Below are 15,235 nucleotides of genomic sequence, written 5' to 3'. Positions count from 1 at the left end.
GGTCACGCGGCCTCCTTAAGAACGAGCACGCTCCGGGAGCGGTACTCCTTGAGCCAGTTGGCGAATCCGACGAGCACGAGCACGAAGAAGATCCCGTACACGGCCCCTGACACATACAGTCCCGAGCTGAACGCCAGCGGCACGCCGACCAGGTCGACGGCCACCCAGATGATCCAGAAGTCGACCAGGGCACGGCCCTGCGCCCAGGTCGCGACCGCGCTGCCGACGAAGATGTAGGCGTCGGCGGCGACGAGGGCGTACCCCTGGAGCCCGGGGGCCTTCACGCCCCACGACAGCTTGAACACGTAGAACAACACGCCCGCCACGGCGGTGCCCGCGAGCATCACCGCGACCAGGGCGAGCCGCTCGAACGAGGTCGCCGGCCGTACGGCCAGCTCCTGCCCGCCGGAGGTACCGCGCGACCACTTCCACCAGCCGTAGACCGCCAGCACCCCGAACATGACCTGCTTGAGGGCGTTGCCGGTGATGTGGGCGCTGATCGAGGCGACGAGCAGCAGGACCGAACCGGTCAGCTGCACCGGCCAGGTCCAGATCGACTTGCGGATCGCCAGCAGCACGGTGGCCAGCGCGGCCACGTTGCCGACCAGGTCGGTCCAGAGGACCTTGACCCCGAACAGCTCGAATCCCGCCTGTGCCCAGTTCACGCCCGGCCTCCCAGTCCGTAGGCGCCGACGAGCTTCTCCACGTGCTTGGCGATCACGTCGACCTCGAGGTTGACCGGGTCGCCGGGCTGCTTGGCGCCCAGGGTGGTCAGCGCCAGGGTGGTCGGGATCAGGCTGACCCAGAACGCCTCGGCGTCCACGCCCGCCACGGTGAGGCTGACGCCGTCCACCGCGATCGAGCCCTTCTCGACCACGTAGCGGTTGAGCCCGTCCGGCAGCGAGATCCGCACGACCTCCCAGTGCTCGTCCGGCTCCCTCGACAGCAGCGTGCCGGTGCCGTCCACGTGCCCCTGGACGATGTGACCGCCGAGACGCTGGTCGGCGCGGACCGCGCGTTCCAGGTTGACCGGGGAACCGGGGCGCAGCGCGCCGAGGCTGCTGCGGTCCAGGGTCTCCTTCATGACGTCGGCGGTGAACACCTCGCCGGTGACGTCCACCACGGTCAGGCAGACGCCGTTGACCGCGATCGAGTCGCCGTGGCGGGCGTCGGCGGTGACGACCTCGCCTCGGATCGCCATCCGCGCGGCGTCCCGCAGCGGTTCGACGGAGGATATCTCCCCCAGCTCTTCGATGATTCCGGTGAACACTCTCACTGCTCCTTAACGGGGTGCCGGCCGGGCGGTCAGGCGCAGGTCCGGCCCTACGGGGGTGATGTCCTCGAACTCCAGGCGGCGGGTCGCGGCGATCGTCGCGACGCCCGCCGGGCCGAGCGCGGCGGCGCCCTCGCCGAGCAGCGCCGGGGCGAGATAGCCGACGACCCGGTCGATCAGGTCCTCTCTCAGGAAAGAACCCGCCAGGGTCGGCCCGCCTTCCAGCAGCACACCGACGATCCGGCGGCGGCTCAGCTCGGTCAGGAGCGCGCGCAGGTCGATGCCGTACGGCCCGCGCCGCGGCAGCCGTACCACCTCGGTGCGCTTTTCCAGCTCCGCCGCGTCGGCGTCCTCGGCGACCGCCACCAGCGTCGGGGCCTCTCCGTCCAGGACCCTGGCCGAGAGCGGCGTCCGGGCCCGGCTGTCCACGACCACGCGCAGCGGGGGCCTCGCGGAGCCCCCCGCGCGGACGGCCTCGCCGGAGCCGCCGGCTCCGGGCGGCCGGGCGGTCAGGCGGGGGTCGTCGGCCAGGACGGTCCCGATGCCCGCGACGACCGCGTCCGCTTCGGCGCGGAGGCGGTGCACGTCGGCGCGCGCCTCGGGTGAGGTGATCCACTGGCTGGTGCCGTCGGCGGCGGCCGAGCGTCCGTCCAGCGTCGCGGCGTACTTCCAGGTGACGTGGGGCCTGCCGAGCCGGACCGAGGCCAGCCACTCGGCGTTGCCCCGCTCGGCCTCCCCGGTGAGCACACCGGTCTCGACGGCGACGCCGTGCGCGCGCAGCCGGTCCGCGCCGCCCGCCGCCTCGGGGTTGGGGTCGGCCACCGCCACGACCACGCGGGCGATCCCGGCCCGCAGCAGGGCCTCCGAGCAGGGCCCCGTCCTGCCGGTGTGGTCGCACGGTTCGAGGGTCACGTAGGCGGTGCCGCCGCGGGCCCCCTCCCCCGCGGCGCGCAACGCGACCACCTCGGCGTGCGGCCCTCCGGCGTAGGCGTGGAAGCCCTCCCCGGCGACGCGGCCGCGGGCGTCCAGGATGACGCAGCCGACGACGGGGTTGGGGCTGGTGGTGCCGCGCCCGCGTGCGGCGAGGGCGACGGCCCTGCGCATGTGGGCGAGGTCGGCCGCACGTTCGGGATCTCCGGGACGCGACGGTGCACCGTCGCCGGGGGTCGGCTGGCTCAACCCGGGCCTCCTACTCGCCAGTAGCTTTTTGCCACGGCGGGCCCCGGGGATGACGGGCGCACAGCTCCCGTCGGCGGAGGTGCCCTGACGGCACTCTCCGCTCGCGCGCTTCCTCCCATCCGGACTTTAACCGTCGGTCCCGGAATTTCACCAGGTCAACCGGTCGATGGCTTCGACCGGGTCGCGGACTTTAACCGCCGGTTCGGACTTTCACCGACCCCGGAGCACGCTGCTCTCTTGCGGGTCGCGCGCCCTGGCGGGCACGCTCCCGTACATCAGTGTGCCACGTCCGGCAAACCGGACGGAACCTGCCTCCAGGATATGAACCAAGCGAGCGCTTGGTCAATAGCGACCCGGATGCCGGCCGCTCGGCGAGATCGTCGCAGGCCGGGGCGGACCTCCGCCGGCAGGTCCCGGCCGCCGGGCGTCCTCACGGCCGACCTGCGCGCCCGCCAAACAGGGGTCGCCCTGCGGCCTTCGTAGGGGTCACCCCTGCGGCCGTCACGCCGCGGCGTTCAGCCGCCGGGCTCGCCGGGCGTCGGGAGCGTACCTGACCGGTGCGGGGACCAGGCCGATCCCCGCGTGCAGGGTCTTCAGGGTGACCGTCGCCCACAGGTCGCCGACCGGCGTGGCGGGCAGGCCGTACAGCCGGCGGGCCCAGCGCGGCAGGGTGGCGAAGGCGAGCAGGGTGAGCGCGGGCAGGACCGGCTTGAACGGGAGCAGCCTCGGCGGAAGCGGCGCGTTGAGCGACTGGCGCAGAGGATGGGGGACCTCGGGGGCGAAGTAGAGACCCGGCCGGCAGGCGCCGATGTAGTCGCGCATCTCGGCGACCGACCCGGGGACGTCCTCGGGCCGCAGGCCGACGACCTCCGCGGCGCGGCGCCACTCGGCCACGAACCGGTCGGCCTCGGCGTCGGTCAGGGGCACTCCGGCGCGGCGGGCCACCGACAGGTAGGAGTCGACCTCGCCGACGTGCACCCAGCGCAGCGCGTCGGGGTCGTCCAGGCGGAAGCGCTCGCCGGTGTCGGGGTCGAGGGCGGTGAGCTTGGAGTGGATCTTCCGGACCCTGGCTCCGGCCCGGGCGACCTCGGCGCTCGTGCCGTAGGTGCGCACCCGGACGAACTCGGTGGTGCGGGTGAAGCGGGACCACGCCTCGGCCGGATCCATGAGCGCGGAGTTCTGCGCCACCCCGCGCATCGCCCGCGGGTGCAGGCCCTGCATGAGCAGCGCCCGGAAGCCTCCGACCAGCAGGATCGGCTCCCCCATCACCCGCCAGGTCACCGAACCCGGCCCGAACAACCCGTGATCCATGGGCCACCTCCTCGTAAGCAAGTGGTTACCCCATCCGGCCGGGCCTCACACGCCACGGAACCGTGACATTCCCCGGACAGAACCGGGACAAGGTCATCATAGCCGCGTCATAAACATGTCACAGATCCGTGAATAACAAATCCGGGGGGAATTCAATTGTTTCATCCCACCCCGGTCCCACGTCAACGGAATTACCGCAACGACCGTATCGAATTTGTACAACGATAAAATGCGGGGCGCCGTTCCCATTGATTGGGAGGACGGCTTTTGCGATGGTTCCCCCAGATCCCGAACCACCGTTGCTCATGGGGGCCTCCACCCGATGACCATCCCTGCGCCGGCCACAGCCGAACCCGGCAAGACCCTGGCCGCGAAGGCACCGGAAACGACGGGCCGTTCACCCGGCCGGCTGATGTGGCTGCGTTTCCGCCGCGACCGGACCGGCGTCGCGTCCGCCGCCGTCGTCGTTTTCTTCCTCCTCGTCGCGGCGCTCGCCCCGGCCATCTCCTGGCTCTACGGAAAAGACCCGTACACCCTGTACGGCCAGGACACCCCCGGCCTGCTGAACGATTTCGGATATCCGGTCCTGCCCAACGGCGGGGTCAGCTCGGAGTTCTGGTTCGGCATCGAGCCCAACCTGGGCCGTGACGTTTTCATGCAACTCGTCTACGGGATCAGGACCTCACTGCTGATCGCCGCCGCCGCGACGGTCCTGGTCACCGCGATCGGCATCGTGATGGGCATCGTCGCCGGGTACGCCGGGGGGAAGACGGACTACGCCATCGGCCGCGTGATCGACATCACCCTGTCGTTCCCGTCCACCCTGTTCATCATCGCGTTCATGCCGGTCGTGGAGAACGTCTTCGTCAGCCCGGATGAGGAGACTCCGGTCTGGCTCCGCGCGGTGACGCTGATCGTCATGCTGACGGCCTTCCAGTGGGCCGGCATAGCCCGGATCCTGCGCGGCCAGGTGCTCTCGCTGCGCGAGCGGGAGTTCGTCGAGGCCGCCCGGGTCACCGGGGCCTCCCCCGCGCGGATCATCTTCAAGGAACTGCTGCCCAACCTGTGGACGCCGATCCTCATCCAGGCGACGCTCCTGCTCCCCGCCCTCGTCACGGCCGAGGCGGCGCTGTCGTTCCTCGGCGTCGGCATGATCGAGCCCATCCCCGACTGGGGCCGCATGTTCCTGCGCGGCACCCAGGTCTACCACAACGACATCACCTACCTCATCTTCCCCGGTGTCGCCCTGCTGATCTTCGTCATCGCCTTCAACCTCCTCGGCGACTCGGTCCGCGACGCCTTCGACCCCAAGATCAAGCGCTAGACCTGATAGGAGAGAGATGACAGTCCGCAAGCGGTCGACCGTGGCCGCACTCGCTGTCGGCCTGCTCGTGCTCACCGGCGCGTGCGCCGAGGGCAACCAGGGCGCGCCCGCCACCTCCAGTGGCGCGCCCAGCGCCGCCGCGGAGCCGTACAAGCCTCCGACGATCACCGTCGGCACGGCCGAGGACTCCAAGGGCCCGGCCATCGAGCCCGAAGGCGTCGTCAGGGGCGGCACCGTCACCATGATCGACAGGGACGACTTCGCCCACTTCGACCCCGGGCAGAGCTACGTCAACACCGCGACCAACTTCGGCCTGCTGATCCACCGGGGCCTGACCGGCTACAAGCGCGTCGCCAAGGGCGACTACAAGCTGGTCGGCGACCTGGCCACCGACGCGGGCACCGTCTCCGACGGCGGCAAGACCTGGACGTTCACCCTCAAGGACGGGGTGAAGTGGCAGGACGGCTCGGCGATCACGTCCGAGGACGTGAAGTGGACGATCGAGCGGACGTTCGCACCGTTCATCACCCAGGGCCCGACCTACATCCAGCAGTGGCTGACCGAGGTCGATCACAAGAAGGCCTACCAGGGCCCCTACGACGGCAAGCGCCTGGACGCCATCGAGACGCCCGACGACAAGACGGTCGTCTTCAAGTTCAAGACGCCGCACGCCGACGCGAACTACGCCTTCGCGATGGGCGGCTACGCCATCGTGCCCAAGGCCAAGGACACCAAGGAGAAGTACGACAAGGAGCCCTTCTCCAGCGGGCCGTACATCATCAAGAGCCACATCGTCGACAAGACACTCGACCTGGAGCGCAACCCCAACTGGGACGCGGCGACCGACCCGATCCGGGGCGCCTACCCCGACAAGTGGCACATGGAGTTCGGTCAGGAGAACATCCAGATCACCGACCGCCTCATCGCCGACGCCGGGCCCGACCAGACGGCGTTCACCTTCTACGCCACCGTCCCGCCGGAGCGGCTCCAGCAGGTCCTCGGCGACGCCTCCCTGGCCCCGCGCCTGCTGAAGAGCCCCTCGCCGTACGGTAACTACTACTACTTCAACCTCGACCGGGTGAAGGACATCAAGATCCGCCAGGCGATCAACCACGCCTGGCCGTCCAAGCAGATCCAGCAGGTCTACGGGGGCCCGGCCGCGGCGGCGCTGCCGACCACGATCCTCAACGAGAACACCACCGCCGGCTACGAGCCCTACGACCTGTTCGGCAAGACGGCCAAACCCGAGGGCGACATCGCCAAGGCCAAGGAGTTGCTGGCCCAGTCGAGCGACCCCACCCCGACCATCGTCTACGCCTACAACCAGACGCCTCTCAACGAGCAGGTCACCGTCGTGATCAGGAGCGCCCTGGAGAAGGCCGGGATCAAGGTCGTCGCCAAGCCGCTGGACCGCAAGACCTACTACGACTCCATCGGCCTGGTGAAGAACGAGTTCGACCTGTACTGGGGCGGCTGGGGCGCCGACTGGCCGTCGGGCTCCACGGTCCTGCCGATCGTCTTCGGGCCCGTCGCCGACGGCGCGCCGAACTACGCGCACCTGAAGGACCCGGCGCTCACCGAGGAGATGGACAAGATCACGGCGATGGCCGACATCGACGAGGCGAACGCCGCGTGGATGTCGCTGGACAAGAAGATCCAGGAGACGATCACCCCGCTGGTCGTCGCCGAGAACCGGATCGCCAACACCCTTCACGGCTCCAAGGTGGGCGGCGCCGAGATCGATCCGCAGTTCTGGATCGTCTCGCCGAACACCATCTTCGTCAAGCAGTGACCGTGGTCCGGGGGCCGCGCCGTCGAGGCGCGGCCCCCGGACCGCAGCGGTCCAGACCCCTCCCGTCGGGAAGCAGTCGATGCTCCGTTTCCTCACCCGTCGCACCCTCGGCGCCGCGGTCACCCTGGTGATCATCGCCGCCATCACGTTCTTCCTCTTCTTCGCCATCCCCTCCGACCCCGCCCGGCTCGCCTGCGGCAAGGTCTGCCCGCCGGAGCTGCTGGAGCAGGCCCGGCACAACCTGGGCCTGGACCAGCCGCTGTTCGCCCAGTTCACCGCCTGGCTGACCGGCATCTTCGCCGGGCGCGACTACGGAGGGCTGGGGTACTGCCCGGCCCCCTGCCTGGGCTACTCCTTCGTCAACCAGGCTCCGGTCTTCGAGACGATCCTGGACCGGCTGCCGGTCACCATCTCCCTCACCATCGGCGCGGCCGCCGTCTTCCTCGTGTTCGGCGTCGCCACCGGCATCATCGCGGCGCTGAACCAGGGCCGGCCGCTGGACAAGATCGCCAGCGTCTCGTCGCTGATCGGCTTCTCCCTGCAGATCTACTTCGTCGGCACGCTGGCGCTCTACTTCCTGGTCTACAAGAACCAGATCCTGGCCCGGCCGCAGTACCTGCCCTTCACCGAGGACCCGCTCGCCTGGGCCTCCGGGCTGGCGCTGCCCTGGGTCGTGCTGTCGATCATCTTCACCGCCAACTACACCCGGATGACCCGCTCGACGATGGTGGAGCAGCTCGGCGAGGACTACGTGCGCACCGCGCGGGCCAAGGGCATGAAGGGACGCAGCGTGGTGATGCGCTTCGCGCTGCGCGGCACCCTGACGACCGTCGTCACCATCTTCGGCGTCGACCTCGGAGCGCTCATCGGCGGCGCCATCATCACCGAGACCACCTTCGGCCTGCAGGGGCTCGGGCGGCTGTCCATCAACGCCGTCACCGACTCCGACCTGCCGGTCCTGATGGCGACGGTGCTCGTGGCGGCCGGGGCGATCATCGTGTTCAACATCGTCGTGGACGCCCTGTACGCCTTCATCGACCCCCGAGTACGGCTGAGCTAGGAGCCTCGAACACCGTGTCAACCCCGTTCCTCTCGGTCCGAGACCTGACCGTCGACTTCCACACCGAGGACGGCGTCGTCCACGCGGTGGACGGGCTCTCCTTCGACGTGGAGAAGGGCACCACGCTGGGCATCGTGGGCGAGTCCGGCTCCGGCAAGTCGGTGACCAACCTGGCCGTGCTCGGCCTGCACAACCCGGAGACCGCCAAGATCAGCGGCGAGATCCGGCTGGACGGCGAGGAGCTGATCGGCGCCTCCCGCTCCACCATGGAGAGACTCCGCGGCAACAAGGTCGCCATGATCTTCCAGGACCCGCTGACCTCGCTCTCGCCGTACCACACGATCGGCAGGCAGATCGGGGAGGTCTTCCGCAGGCACACCGGGGCGAGCCGCGCCGCCTCCCGGGACCGGGCGATCGAGATGCTCACCCGGGTCGGCATCCCGCAGCCCAAGGTCCGCGTGGACGACTACCCCCACCAGTTCTCCGGCGGCATGCGGCAGCGCGCGATGATCGCGATGGCCCTGGTCTGCGACCCGGACCTGCTGATCGCCGACGAGCCGACCACGGCCCTCGACGTGACCGTGCAGGCCCAGATCCTGGACCTGCTGCGGGACCTGCAGGAGCAGACCGGCACCGCGATCATCATGATCACCCATGATCTGGGCGTGGTGGCCGGCACCGCCCACGAGGTCCTGGTGATGTACGCCGGGCGGGCGGTGGAGCGCGGCACCGTCCGCGAAGTCCTCCGCGAGCCCCGCCACCCCTACACCTGGGGCCTGCTGACCTCCATGCCCCGGCTGAGCGCCCCGGTGGACGTACCGCTCCTGCCGGTCCGCGGCACCCCGCCGAGCCTGGTCAACGTGCCGCCCGGCTGCCCGTTCCACCCCCGGTGCGACTACACGGACCTGGCCGGTCCCGAGCTGTGCCGGAGCGAGCGGCCCGAACTGTCCCCGCACCGCGGCCACGGCGACGCGTGCTATCTGACCCTCGCCCAGAAGCGGGAGATCGTGCGATGAAGGAGACCGGAACCGGGTCCGCGGCGGGGAAGGCGGCCGAGCCGCTGCTGGAGCTGTCCGGGCTGGAGAAGCACTTCCCGGTCACGGGCGGCTTCGTCTTCAAGCGGCAGGTCGGCCGGGTGCACGCGGTCGACGGCATCGACCTGACCGTGCACGCGGGGGAGACCCTCGGGCTGGTCGGCGAGTCCGGGTGCGGCAAGTCCACCACCGGGCGGCTGGTCGCGAGGCTGCTGGAGCCGACCGGAGGCGCCATCCGGTACGGCGGGCGCGACATCACCCACGCGAGCCGCCGGGAGCTGAAGCCGATCCGGTCCGAGATTCAGATGATCTTCCAGGACCCGTACTCGTCGCTCAACCCCCGGCACACCGTGGGCGGCATCATCCGCGGCCCGATGGAGGTCAACGGCATCGACCCGCCGGGCGGCCGGGACCGGCGGGTGCGGGAACTGCTGGAGATCGTCGGGCTCAACCCCGAGCACTACAACCGCTTCCCCCACGAGTTCTCCGGCGGTCAGCGCCAGCGCATCGGGGTGGCCCGCGCGCTCGCCCTGAACCCGAGGCTGATCGTCGCCGACGAGCCGGTCTCGGCGCTGGACGTCTCCATCCAGGCCCAGGTCGTCAACCTGCTCCAGGCGCTCCAGCGCGAGCTGGGCATCGCGTTCCTGTTCATCGCGCACGACCTGGCGGTGGTCCGGCACTTCTCCCAGCGGGTCGCGGTCATGTATCTCGGCAAGATCGTCGAGGTCGCCGACCGGGACTCCCTCTACCGGCGGCCCCGCCACCCCTACACCCACGCGCTGCTCTCGGCGGTGCCCGAGGTGGAGGCGGATCCGGCGGCGGCGTCGACGGCAGGGCCGCGTGAGCGCATCCGCCTCGCCGGGGACGTGCCCTCCCCGATCGACCCGCCGTCCGGCTGCCGGTTCCGCACCCGGTGCTGGAAGGCGCAGGAGAAGTGCGCCAGCGAGGAGCCGCCGCTGGTCCGGCTGGAGGGCAACCGGGAGGGGCACCTGACCGCGTGCCACTTCCCCGAGGCGCCGACCGTCCACGGCGACGACGTGGTGCTGGATCCGGCCCTCGCCTGAGAGGCACCGCGGCGGGGCGCCGGGACGGGCGCCCCGCCGGGCGTCGCCGGTCCCCGGCAGGCGCATCGTGCGCTATCGGCGGCACAGCCGTCGGACGGATCCCGGACGTCCCCGGCCCCGTCGGCTCCGGTACGACACCACGGACGCGGTCAGCGGACGAGGCCGGGAACCACGTTCACCCCCTCGTCCCGCAGCGCGAACAGCTCCCTGCTCTCCCCCGTCCGCACGTCCACCGCGTACACCGCCGCCGCCGGCCCGCTCGGCTCCGGCGGTGTGGCGAGCACGGTCACTTCCGTGTCGCTCAGCCAGCCACCGAGCCTGCTGGGTCGCAGCCCCTCCGTGATGCCGGACGTCGAAACACGGGTCTCGCGGCCGCCCCGCACAGCGTCGAAGAGCACGATCGAGCCGTCGTTTTCCACCATCGGCCGCCGATCCCGGTCGAAGCTCTGCCCCAGCCGGGCCAGCGTCCGCCCGTCGGGGGCGAGGGCGCTGTAGTCGTACGTGAAGTCCTGGACGGTGATCGGGTCGTGACCGAGCACCCACACCTGACTGGTCATGTCGTACGGCTTGGCCAGCACGACGGGCCCGGAACCGTCCGACACGCTCACCGGCCACCACCCTCGCTTGAGGTCGGTCACCGTCCCCCGCTCCACGTCCACCAGCTTGTTCGGCTCCCGCCGGCCGCCCCACCCCGACACGACGAACCGCAGCCCACTGGGCGACAGCCGCAGCGCGTATTCGGCCGCGAAGTCCTCCGCAGGCTGCTTCAGCGGTGCCTTCCACGTCTTGCCGCTCGCCAGGTCGCGCACCACGATCCTGCGATGCTTCGAGCTGTAGTACGCGATCCTGCGGCCGTCCGCCGTGACCGCCAGGGGCCCCTTCGCCTCCTTGCCCAGCTCGTAGGTGTCGCCCTCACGCGTCACGATCCGCCAGGCACGCTCGGCGCACGCCTTGGCGACGCTCCGGCATCCCGGCCAGTACGCCTGCTCTACCGGCCCGACGTCCTTCGCGGGCAGCGGAGGCGCCTTCGTCTCCGGCGGGGTGAGGACGATCGGGGGCGCGGGGCGCGCCTGCTGGAACAGCATCGCTCCCCCACCCGCGATCAGGCAGGTCACTGCAGCGGCCGTCACGGCCAGCCGGGTCGCGCGCCTCCTGCGCGCGCCTCGCACCGCCCGCGCCGCCAGATCGACGGAGGGCGCCTGCTCGGCCAGCGCCCGCAGATCCTCACGTAGCGTTTTCATCGATACACCTCCTCAGGGGTGAGCGCGCGCAGCTTCGACAGCGCGTAGTTGGTCTGGCTCTTGACGGTGCCGATTGAGACGCCCATGAGCTGCGCGGTCTCATGCTCGGTGCGGTCCTCGTAGAAGCGCAGCACGATCACAGCCCGCTGCTTCGGCGTGAGCTGGGCCAGCGCATGGTGCAGGGCGATGCGGCGAACGGTTGCCTCATCGTGCGGCTGTCCGGACTCGACTCGCTCGGGCAGTTCGGCTCCGGACAGCTCGACCTGCTTGCGTCGGCGCCACGAGACGGTCTGGTTCACCAGGGCTTTGCGGGCGTACGCCTCTGGGTTGCCGTCCCCGGCGAGCTTGGCCCAGTGCGCGGCGACCCGGATGAGGACCGTCTGCAGCAGATCTTCGGCGAGATGGGCGTTCCCGGTGAGCAAGTACGCCGTGCGCATCAGCGATTGCTGACGGGCGCGCACGAACTCGTGGAACCCCTCGTAACGGTCCATGTATCAGAACAACGCCGTCGGCGGGCTCCGGGTTGGAACGCCGGTGTATCGGTCGGATAACGCGGCGGCGGGACCGGGCATCGGCCGGGGCCTGTACGGGCGCAAGGAGCGCCGTCCGGGACGCGGGGGCCCTCCCGCCCCGGGTCCCGGTACGGCGGCGCGGCGGCCGTACCGGGAGGCCGGAGAGCTCAGGCCGTGGCGGAGGCCAGGGATCGCAGGCTGTCCACCGCGCGGGCGGGGTCCTCGGCGCCGTAGACGGCGTTGCCCGCGACGAAGACGTCGGCGCCCGCCTCGGCGCAGCGCTCGATGGTCTCGGCCGCGACGCCGCCGTCCACCTGGAGCCAGACCTGGCCGCCGTGCCGCTCGATGAGCGCCCGGGCCCGGCGGATCTTCGGAAGCATCACGTCGAGGAACTTCTGCCCGCCGAAGCCGGGCTCGACGGTCATCAGCAGCAGCATGTCGATCTCGCCGAGCAGGTCCTCGTACGGCTCCACGGGGGTGGCCGGGTTCAGCGCGAACCCGGCGCGGGCCCCGGCGGCGCGGATCTGCCGCAGGGTGCGGACCGGGGCCTTGGCGGCCTCGGCGTGGATGGTCACGCTCCCCGCCCCCGCCTCCGCGTAGGCGGGGGCCCAGCGGTCCGGGTCCTCGATCATGAGATGGCAGTCCAGCGGCGTGGACGTCGCCTTGAGCAGGGACTCCACGACCGGCAGGCCGAGCGTCAGGTTGGGCACGAAGTGGTTGTCCATGACGTCGACGTGCAGCCAGTCGGCGTTGGGGACCGCCGCCGCCGCCTCGGCGAGGCGGGCGAAGTCGGCGGACAGGATGCTGGGCGAGATCTGTACGGCCATGATGCCCGAGTCTATTGGCGGGGCTCCCGGCGGCCTCAACCGCCCTGGGCCCCGGCCCGAGCCCTTGCGAGGAGGTCCCGGCCCCGGAAGGGAGAAGCCCTGAGGGCGGTGAGGCCGCCTCAGGCCGCCGGGAGGTCCGCGCCCTTCACGCCGCCTCGATCTTGTGCACCGCGGGCGGCAGGCACGGCCAGCCGTGCGGCGACTGGTTGATGATCTCGTCCATGGCCGCCGGCGTGAGAGGCCGGGCGAAATGGTAGCCCTGCCCCTTGTGGCAGCCGAGGGTGGCCAGCTCGGTCAGCTGGGCGGGGTGCTCGATGCCTTCGGCGACGGTGTCCAGGCGCAGGATCTGGCTGAGCCGGATCACGGCCTCGGCCACGACGGCGCCCTCGGGGGTGCCGTCGAGTTCGGTGACGAAGCAGCGGTCGAGCTTGAGGACGTCCACGGGGAGCTTGGTGAGGTAGCGCAACGAGGAGTACCCGGTGCCGAAGTCGTCCAGGGCGATCCGGATGCCCTGGGCGCGCAGCGCGGCGAGCTGGGGGATGGCCGAGTGGTCGTCCACGACGGCGCCCTCGGTGATCTCCATGACGAGGTCGCCGGGGGCGAACCCGGTCTGGGTGAGGATGGCGGCCACGTCCTCGGCCAGCGACTGCTGCTCCAGCTGGCGCGGGGAGAGGTTCACGCTGAGGTAGAACTGGCGGTCGCGCGGGAGCTTCTCCCGCCACTGCAGGACCTGCTCGCAGGCGGTGCGCAGCACCCACAGGCCGATCTTCGTGATGGCTCCGGTGCGCTCGGCCAGCGGGATGAACTCCAGCGGCGAGATCATCCCGCGGACGGGGTGCTCCCAGCGGATCAGGGCCTCCACCCCGGTCAGCTCGCCGTTGACGAGGTTGACGATGGGCTGGTACTGCAGGCGCAGGTGCCCGTCCTCGATGACGGTGTTCAGGGCGCACCGGAGCTCGGCGCTCTCGCTCTCCTTCCGCTCCAGGTCGTCGGCGAAGAGCTCCCAGGCGCTGACCGGCTTCTTCTTGGCCGCGACCATGGCCATCCCGGCCTGGTGCAGGACGCGCGAGACCTCCTGCGGCCCGTCCTGGTCGCCGCCGGAGACGACGATGCCGATTCCGGCGCCGATGGACAGGTGCCGGCCGGCGACGGCGATCGGCTGGTCCATGGCGGCGATGACGCGCTCGGCGACGGTGATCGCTCCGTCGGCGCCGCCGCTGGTGAGGACGATGGCGAACTCGTCCCCGCCGAGCCGGGCGACGGTGTCGGAGTCGCGGACGTTGCCCCTGAGGATGTCGGAGACGGCGACCAGCACGGCGTCGCCGGTCTCCTGCCCGTAGTTGTCGTTGATCTGCTTGAGGCCGTTCAGGTTGAGCTGCAGCACCGCCACCTCGACGCCGCCGTGCGCCCGGTGCAGCGCGCGCGCCAGGTGGATGTGGAGCTGGGTCCGGTTCGACAGGCCGGTGAGGGCGTCGGTGACGGCGAGATCGTGGTTCTCGCGCAGCACGACGAACTGGCGTACGGTGACCGTCGCGGTGACCACGGCGCCACCGGCGACCAGACCCGTCCACGAGGACAGGTCGGTCTGCCAGGAGGCGACGATCAGCAGCAGGCACCCCATGCCGGTGGCCAGGTACGGCAGCCAGCCAGTGCGGCTCGGCGACGGCTCCTGGGCCGTGCCGCGCGGCGAGCCCGCCAGCCGGCACTGCTCGGCCGCGGCCAGGGCCATCAGGTAGAACACGGTCAGCCAGCAGGCCGGCTGCCACACGGACGCGCCGCCCGCGGCCTCCGAGTAGCCCAGATAGCCGTCGCCGACCGTCAGCGCGACCAGCCCGGCGATGAGCAGCAGCAGGGGCCTGCGGTCGAAGACCGTGCCGCGGAGCAGCACCATGGCAGCGCCGGCGATCACCACCAGGTCCGCCAGCGGGTACCCCACCGTCGCGGCCGCCCGCAGCGGCGGCAGCTCATGGGTGGAGACGATCGGTCCGAGCACCAGGTACCAGGTGATCATGAAGGTGGCGGCCATCACCGCCACCACGTCCAGGGCGTTCTTGTACGCCTCTTTCCTGGTCCTGTCCCGTGCGGGGAACATCAGCAGCCCGGTCAGAGTCACCAGCACGAACACCACGCGAGCCGCGACTCCCGGGGCCGCGTCCACCGTCATGCCGGCGGCCGCGGAAGCGGCGACGGACACCGCCAGCGCCGGTACGCCCAGTGCGATGAACGCCCACGCCCGCCGGACTCCGCGGTCCAGCGCACGGTACGTGGCGGCCCGTACCCCGAACCCCACGGCGGCCACGGCGCCCGGCAGCAGGCCGAGCGGGGCGACGACGCCGTGGAAGGCCGAGGCCGGTACGGCGGCGAACGCCACCGCTGTCACCAAGTACGCGAGACAGACAACCAGCGGGCCACCGTACGTGCGGGAGTTCCGAACCACGGCGACAAGACGCTGTTCCACCACGGGACGCCCCCATCTTGTAGATCTGAGTCCTTCAGGCGACTCATCGACGGAACGAGACGCGAGTTGAGGGTTCCGCCGACGGAGCATCCGGCCGGCGCGAGAAATGTGCTCCGCCGCCGGCCGTCTTTCCGGCAGACCTCTCAGATCCGGCGTCCGC

The 15,235-nt window shown here is 70.9% G+C and carries 13 protein-coding genes and 1 riboswitch; of the genes, 5 read left to right on the top strand and 8 right to left on the bottom strand.

What is annotated here, in order from left to right; all coding sequences use genetic code 11:
* Nucleotides 1-2: 2 nt before the first annotated feature.
* The 4 genes from HS041_RS17095 to HS041_RS17080 all read right to left on the bottom strand — a co-directional run bounded on the left by HS041_RS17095 (nucleotide 3) and on the right by HS041_RS17080 (nucleotide 3,763).
* Nucleotides 3-665: a nicotinamide mononucleotide transporter family protein gene (locus tag HS041_RS17095; protein WP_196441666.1), complete on the bottom strand. Its 663-nt coding sequence runs from the start codon at nucleotides 663-665 to the stop codon at nucleotides 3-5.
* Nucleotides 662-1,270, bottom strand: a complete 609-nt coding sequence (locus HS041_RS17090) for a riboflavin synthase (RefSeq protein ID WP_196441665.1) — start codon at nucleotides 1,268-1,270, stop codon at nucleotides 662-664. Before HS041_RS17090 ends, HS041_RS17095 begins: the two co-directional genes overlap by 4 nt.
* Before the next feature lie 12 nt (nucleotides 1,271-1,282).
* Complete coding sequence (ribD, locus tag HS041_RS17085; protein ID WP_230879098.1) at nucleotides 1,283-2,452, bottom strand: bifunctional diaminohydroxyphosphoribosylaminopyrimidine deaminase/5-amino-6-(5-phosphoribosylamino)uracil reductase RibD; 1,170 nt, start codon at nucleotides 2,450-2,452, stop codon at nucleotides 1,283-1,285.
* 101 nt (nucleotides 2,453-2,553) lie between these two features.
* Nucleotides 2,554-2,684, bottom strand: a riboswitch (FMN riboswitch).
* 269 nt (nucleotides 2,685-2,953) lie between these two features.
* Nucleotides 2,954-3,763 (bottom strand): oxygenase MpaB family protein, encoded by an 810-nt coding sequence (locus HS041_RS17080; protein WP_196441664.1) that lies wholly within the window; start codon nucleotides 3,761-3,763, stop codon nucleotides 2,954-2,956.
* Between the two features lie 322 nt (nucleotides 3,764-4,085).
* Between HS041_RS17080 and HS041_RS17075 the strand changes: the two genes are divergently transcribed.
* The 5 genes from HS041_RS17075 (at nucleotide 4,086) to HS041_RS17055 (ending at nucleotide 10,037) form a co-directional block, all read left to right on the top strand.
* Nucleotides 4,086-5,087 carry an ABC transporter permease gene (locus tag HS041_RS17075; RefSeq protein WP_196441663.1) on the top strand — a complete coding sequence of 334 codons (1,002 nt, stop codon included), beginning with the start codon at nucleotides 4,086-4,088 and terminating at the stop codon, nucleotides 5,085-5,087.
* Between the two features lie 16 nt (nucleotides 5,088-5,103).
* On the top strand, nucleotides 5,104-6,879 hold the full coding sequence (locus tag HS041_RS17070; protein WP_196441662.1) for an ABC transporter substrate-binding protein: 1,776 nt from the start codon (nucleotides 5,104-5,106) through the stop codon (nucleotides 6,877-6,879).
* Between the two features lie 79 nt (nucleotides 6,880-6,958).
* Nucleotides 6,959-7,939 carry an ABC transporter permease gene (locus tag HS041_RS17065; RefSeq protein ID WP_196441661.1) on the top strand — a complete coding sequence of 327 codons (981 nt, stop codon included), beginning with the start codon at nucleotides 6,959-6,961 and terminating at the stop codon, nucleotides 7,937-7,939.
* A gap of 14 nt (nucleotides 7,940-7,953) precedes the next feature.
* The gene (locus HS041_RS17060; protein WP_196441660.1) at nucleotides 7,954-8,955 is read left to right on the top strand and encodes an ABC transporter ATP-binding protein; all 1,002 of its coding nucleotides are present in this window, start codon (nucleotides 7,954-7,956) and stop codon (nucleotides 8,953-8,955) included.
* Nucleotides 8,952-10,037: an ABC transporter ATP-binding protein gene (locus HS041_RS17055; RefSeq protein ID WP_196441659.1), complete on the top strand. Its 1,086-nt coding sequence runs from the start codon at nucleotides 8,952-8,954 to the stop codon at nucleotides 10,035-10,037. The genes HS041_RS17060 and HS041_RS17055 overlap by 4 nt, the downstream gene beginning before the upstream one ends.
* A 149-nt stretch (nucleotides 10,038-10,186) precedes the next feature.
* On the opposite strand, the gene HS041_RS17050 is transcribed toward HS041_RS17055, so the two are convergent.
* From HS041_RS17050 to HS041_RS17035, 4 genes are all read right to left on the bottom strand, one after another.
* Entirely contained in the window at nucleotides 10,187-11,278 is a 1,092-nt protein-coding gene (locus HS041_RS17050) for a WD40 repeat domain-containing protein (protein WP_196441658.1), read from the bottom strand.
* A complete protein-coding gene (locus HS041_RS17045; RefSeq protein WP_196441657.1) occupies nucleotides 11,275-11,769 on the bottom strand; it encodes a SigE family RNA polymerase sigma factor in 495 nt (164 codons plus the stop codon). Before HS041_RS17045 ends, HS041_RS17050 begins: the two co-directional genes overlap by 4 nt.
* Before the next feature lie 188 nt (nucleotides 11,770-11,957).
* A complete protein-coding gene (gene rpe / locus HS041_RS17040) occupies nucleotides 11,958-12,617 on the bottom strand; it encodes a ribulose-phosphate 3-epimerase (RefSeq protein ID WP_196441656.1) in 660 nt (219 codons plus the stop codon).
* Nucleotides 12,618-12,762: 145 nt separating this feature from the next.
* Complete coding sequence (locus HS041_RS17035; RefSeq protein ID WP_196441655.1) at nucleotides 12,763-14,997, bottom strand: putative bifunctional diguanylate cyclase/phosphodiesterase; 2,235 nt, start codon at nucleotides 14,995-14,997, stop codon at nucleotides 12,763-12,765.
* Between the last annotated feature and the right edge of the window lie 238 nt (nucleotides 14,998-15,235).

Source organism: Planomonospora sp. ID67723, from assembly GCF_015711605.1.
In the GTDB taxonomy this organism is placed as follows: domain Bacteria; phylum Actinomycetota; class Actinomycetes; order Streptosporangiales; family Streptosporangiaceae; genus Planomonospora_A.
This window is presented reverse-complemented; position numbering and strand designations above follow the sequence as displayed.

Coding starts and splice junctions, on each gene's coding strand:
- HS041_RS17045 (WP_196441657.1), bottom strand. CDS start 11,769: ATGGACCGTTACGAGGGGTTCCACGAGTTCGTGCGCGCCCGTCAGCAA.
- HS041_RS17050 (WP_196441658.1), bottom strand. CDS start 11,278: ATGAAAACGCTACGTGAGGATCTGCGGGCGCTGGCCGAGCAGGCGCCC.
- HS041_RS17055 (WP_196441659.1), top strand. CDS start 8,952: ATGAAGGAGACCGGAACCGGGTCCGCGGCGGGGAAGGCGGCCGAGCCG.
- HS041_RS17075 (WP_196441663.1), top strand. CDS start 4,086: ATGACCATCCCTGCGCCGGCCACAGCCGAACCCGGCAAGACCCTGGCC.
- HS041_RS17070 (WP_196441662.1), top strand. CDS start 5,104: ATGACAGTCCGCAAGCGGTCGACCGTGGCCGCACTCGCTGTCGGCCTG.
- HS041_RS17065 (WP_196441661.1), top strand. CDS start 6,959: ATGCTCCGTTTCCTCACCCGTCGCACCCTCGGCGCCGCGGTCACCCTG.
- rpe (WP_196441656.1), bottom strand. CDS start 12,617: ATGGCCGTACAGATCTCGCCCAGCATCCTGTCCGCCGACTTCGCCCGC.
- HS041_RS17080 (WP_196441664.1), bottom strand. CDS start 3,763: ATGGATCACGGGTTGTTCGGGCCGGGTTCGGTGACCTGGCGGGTGATG.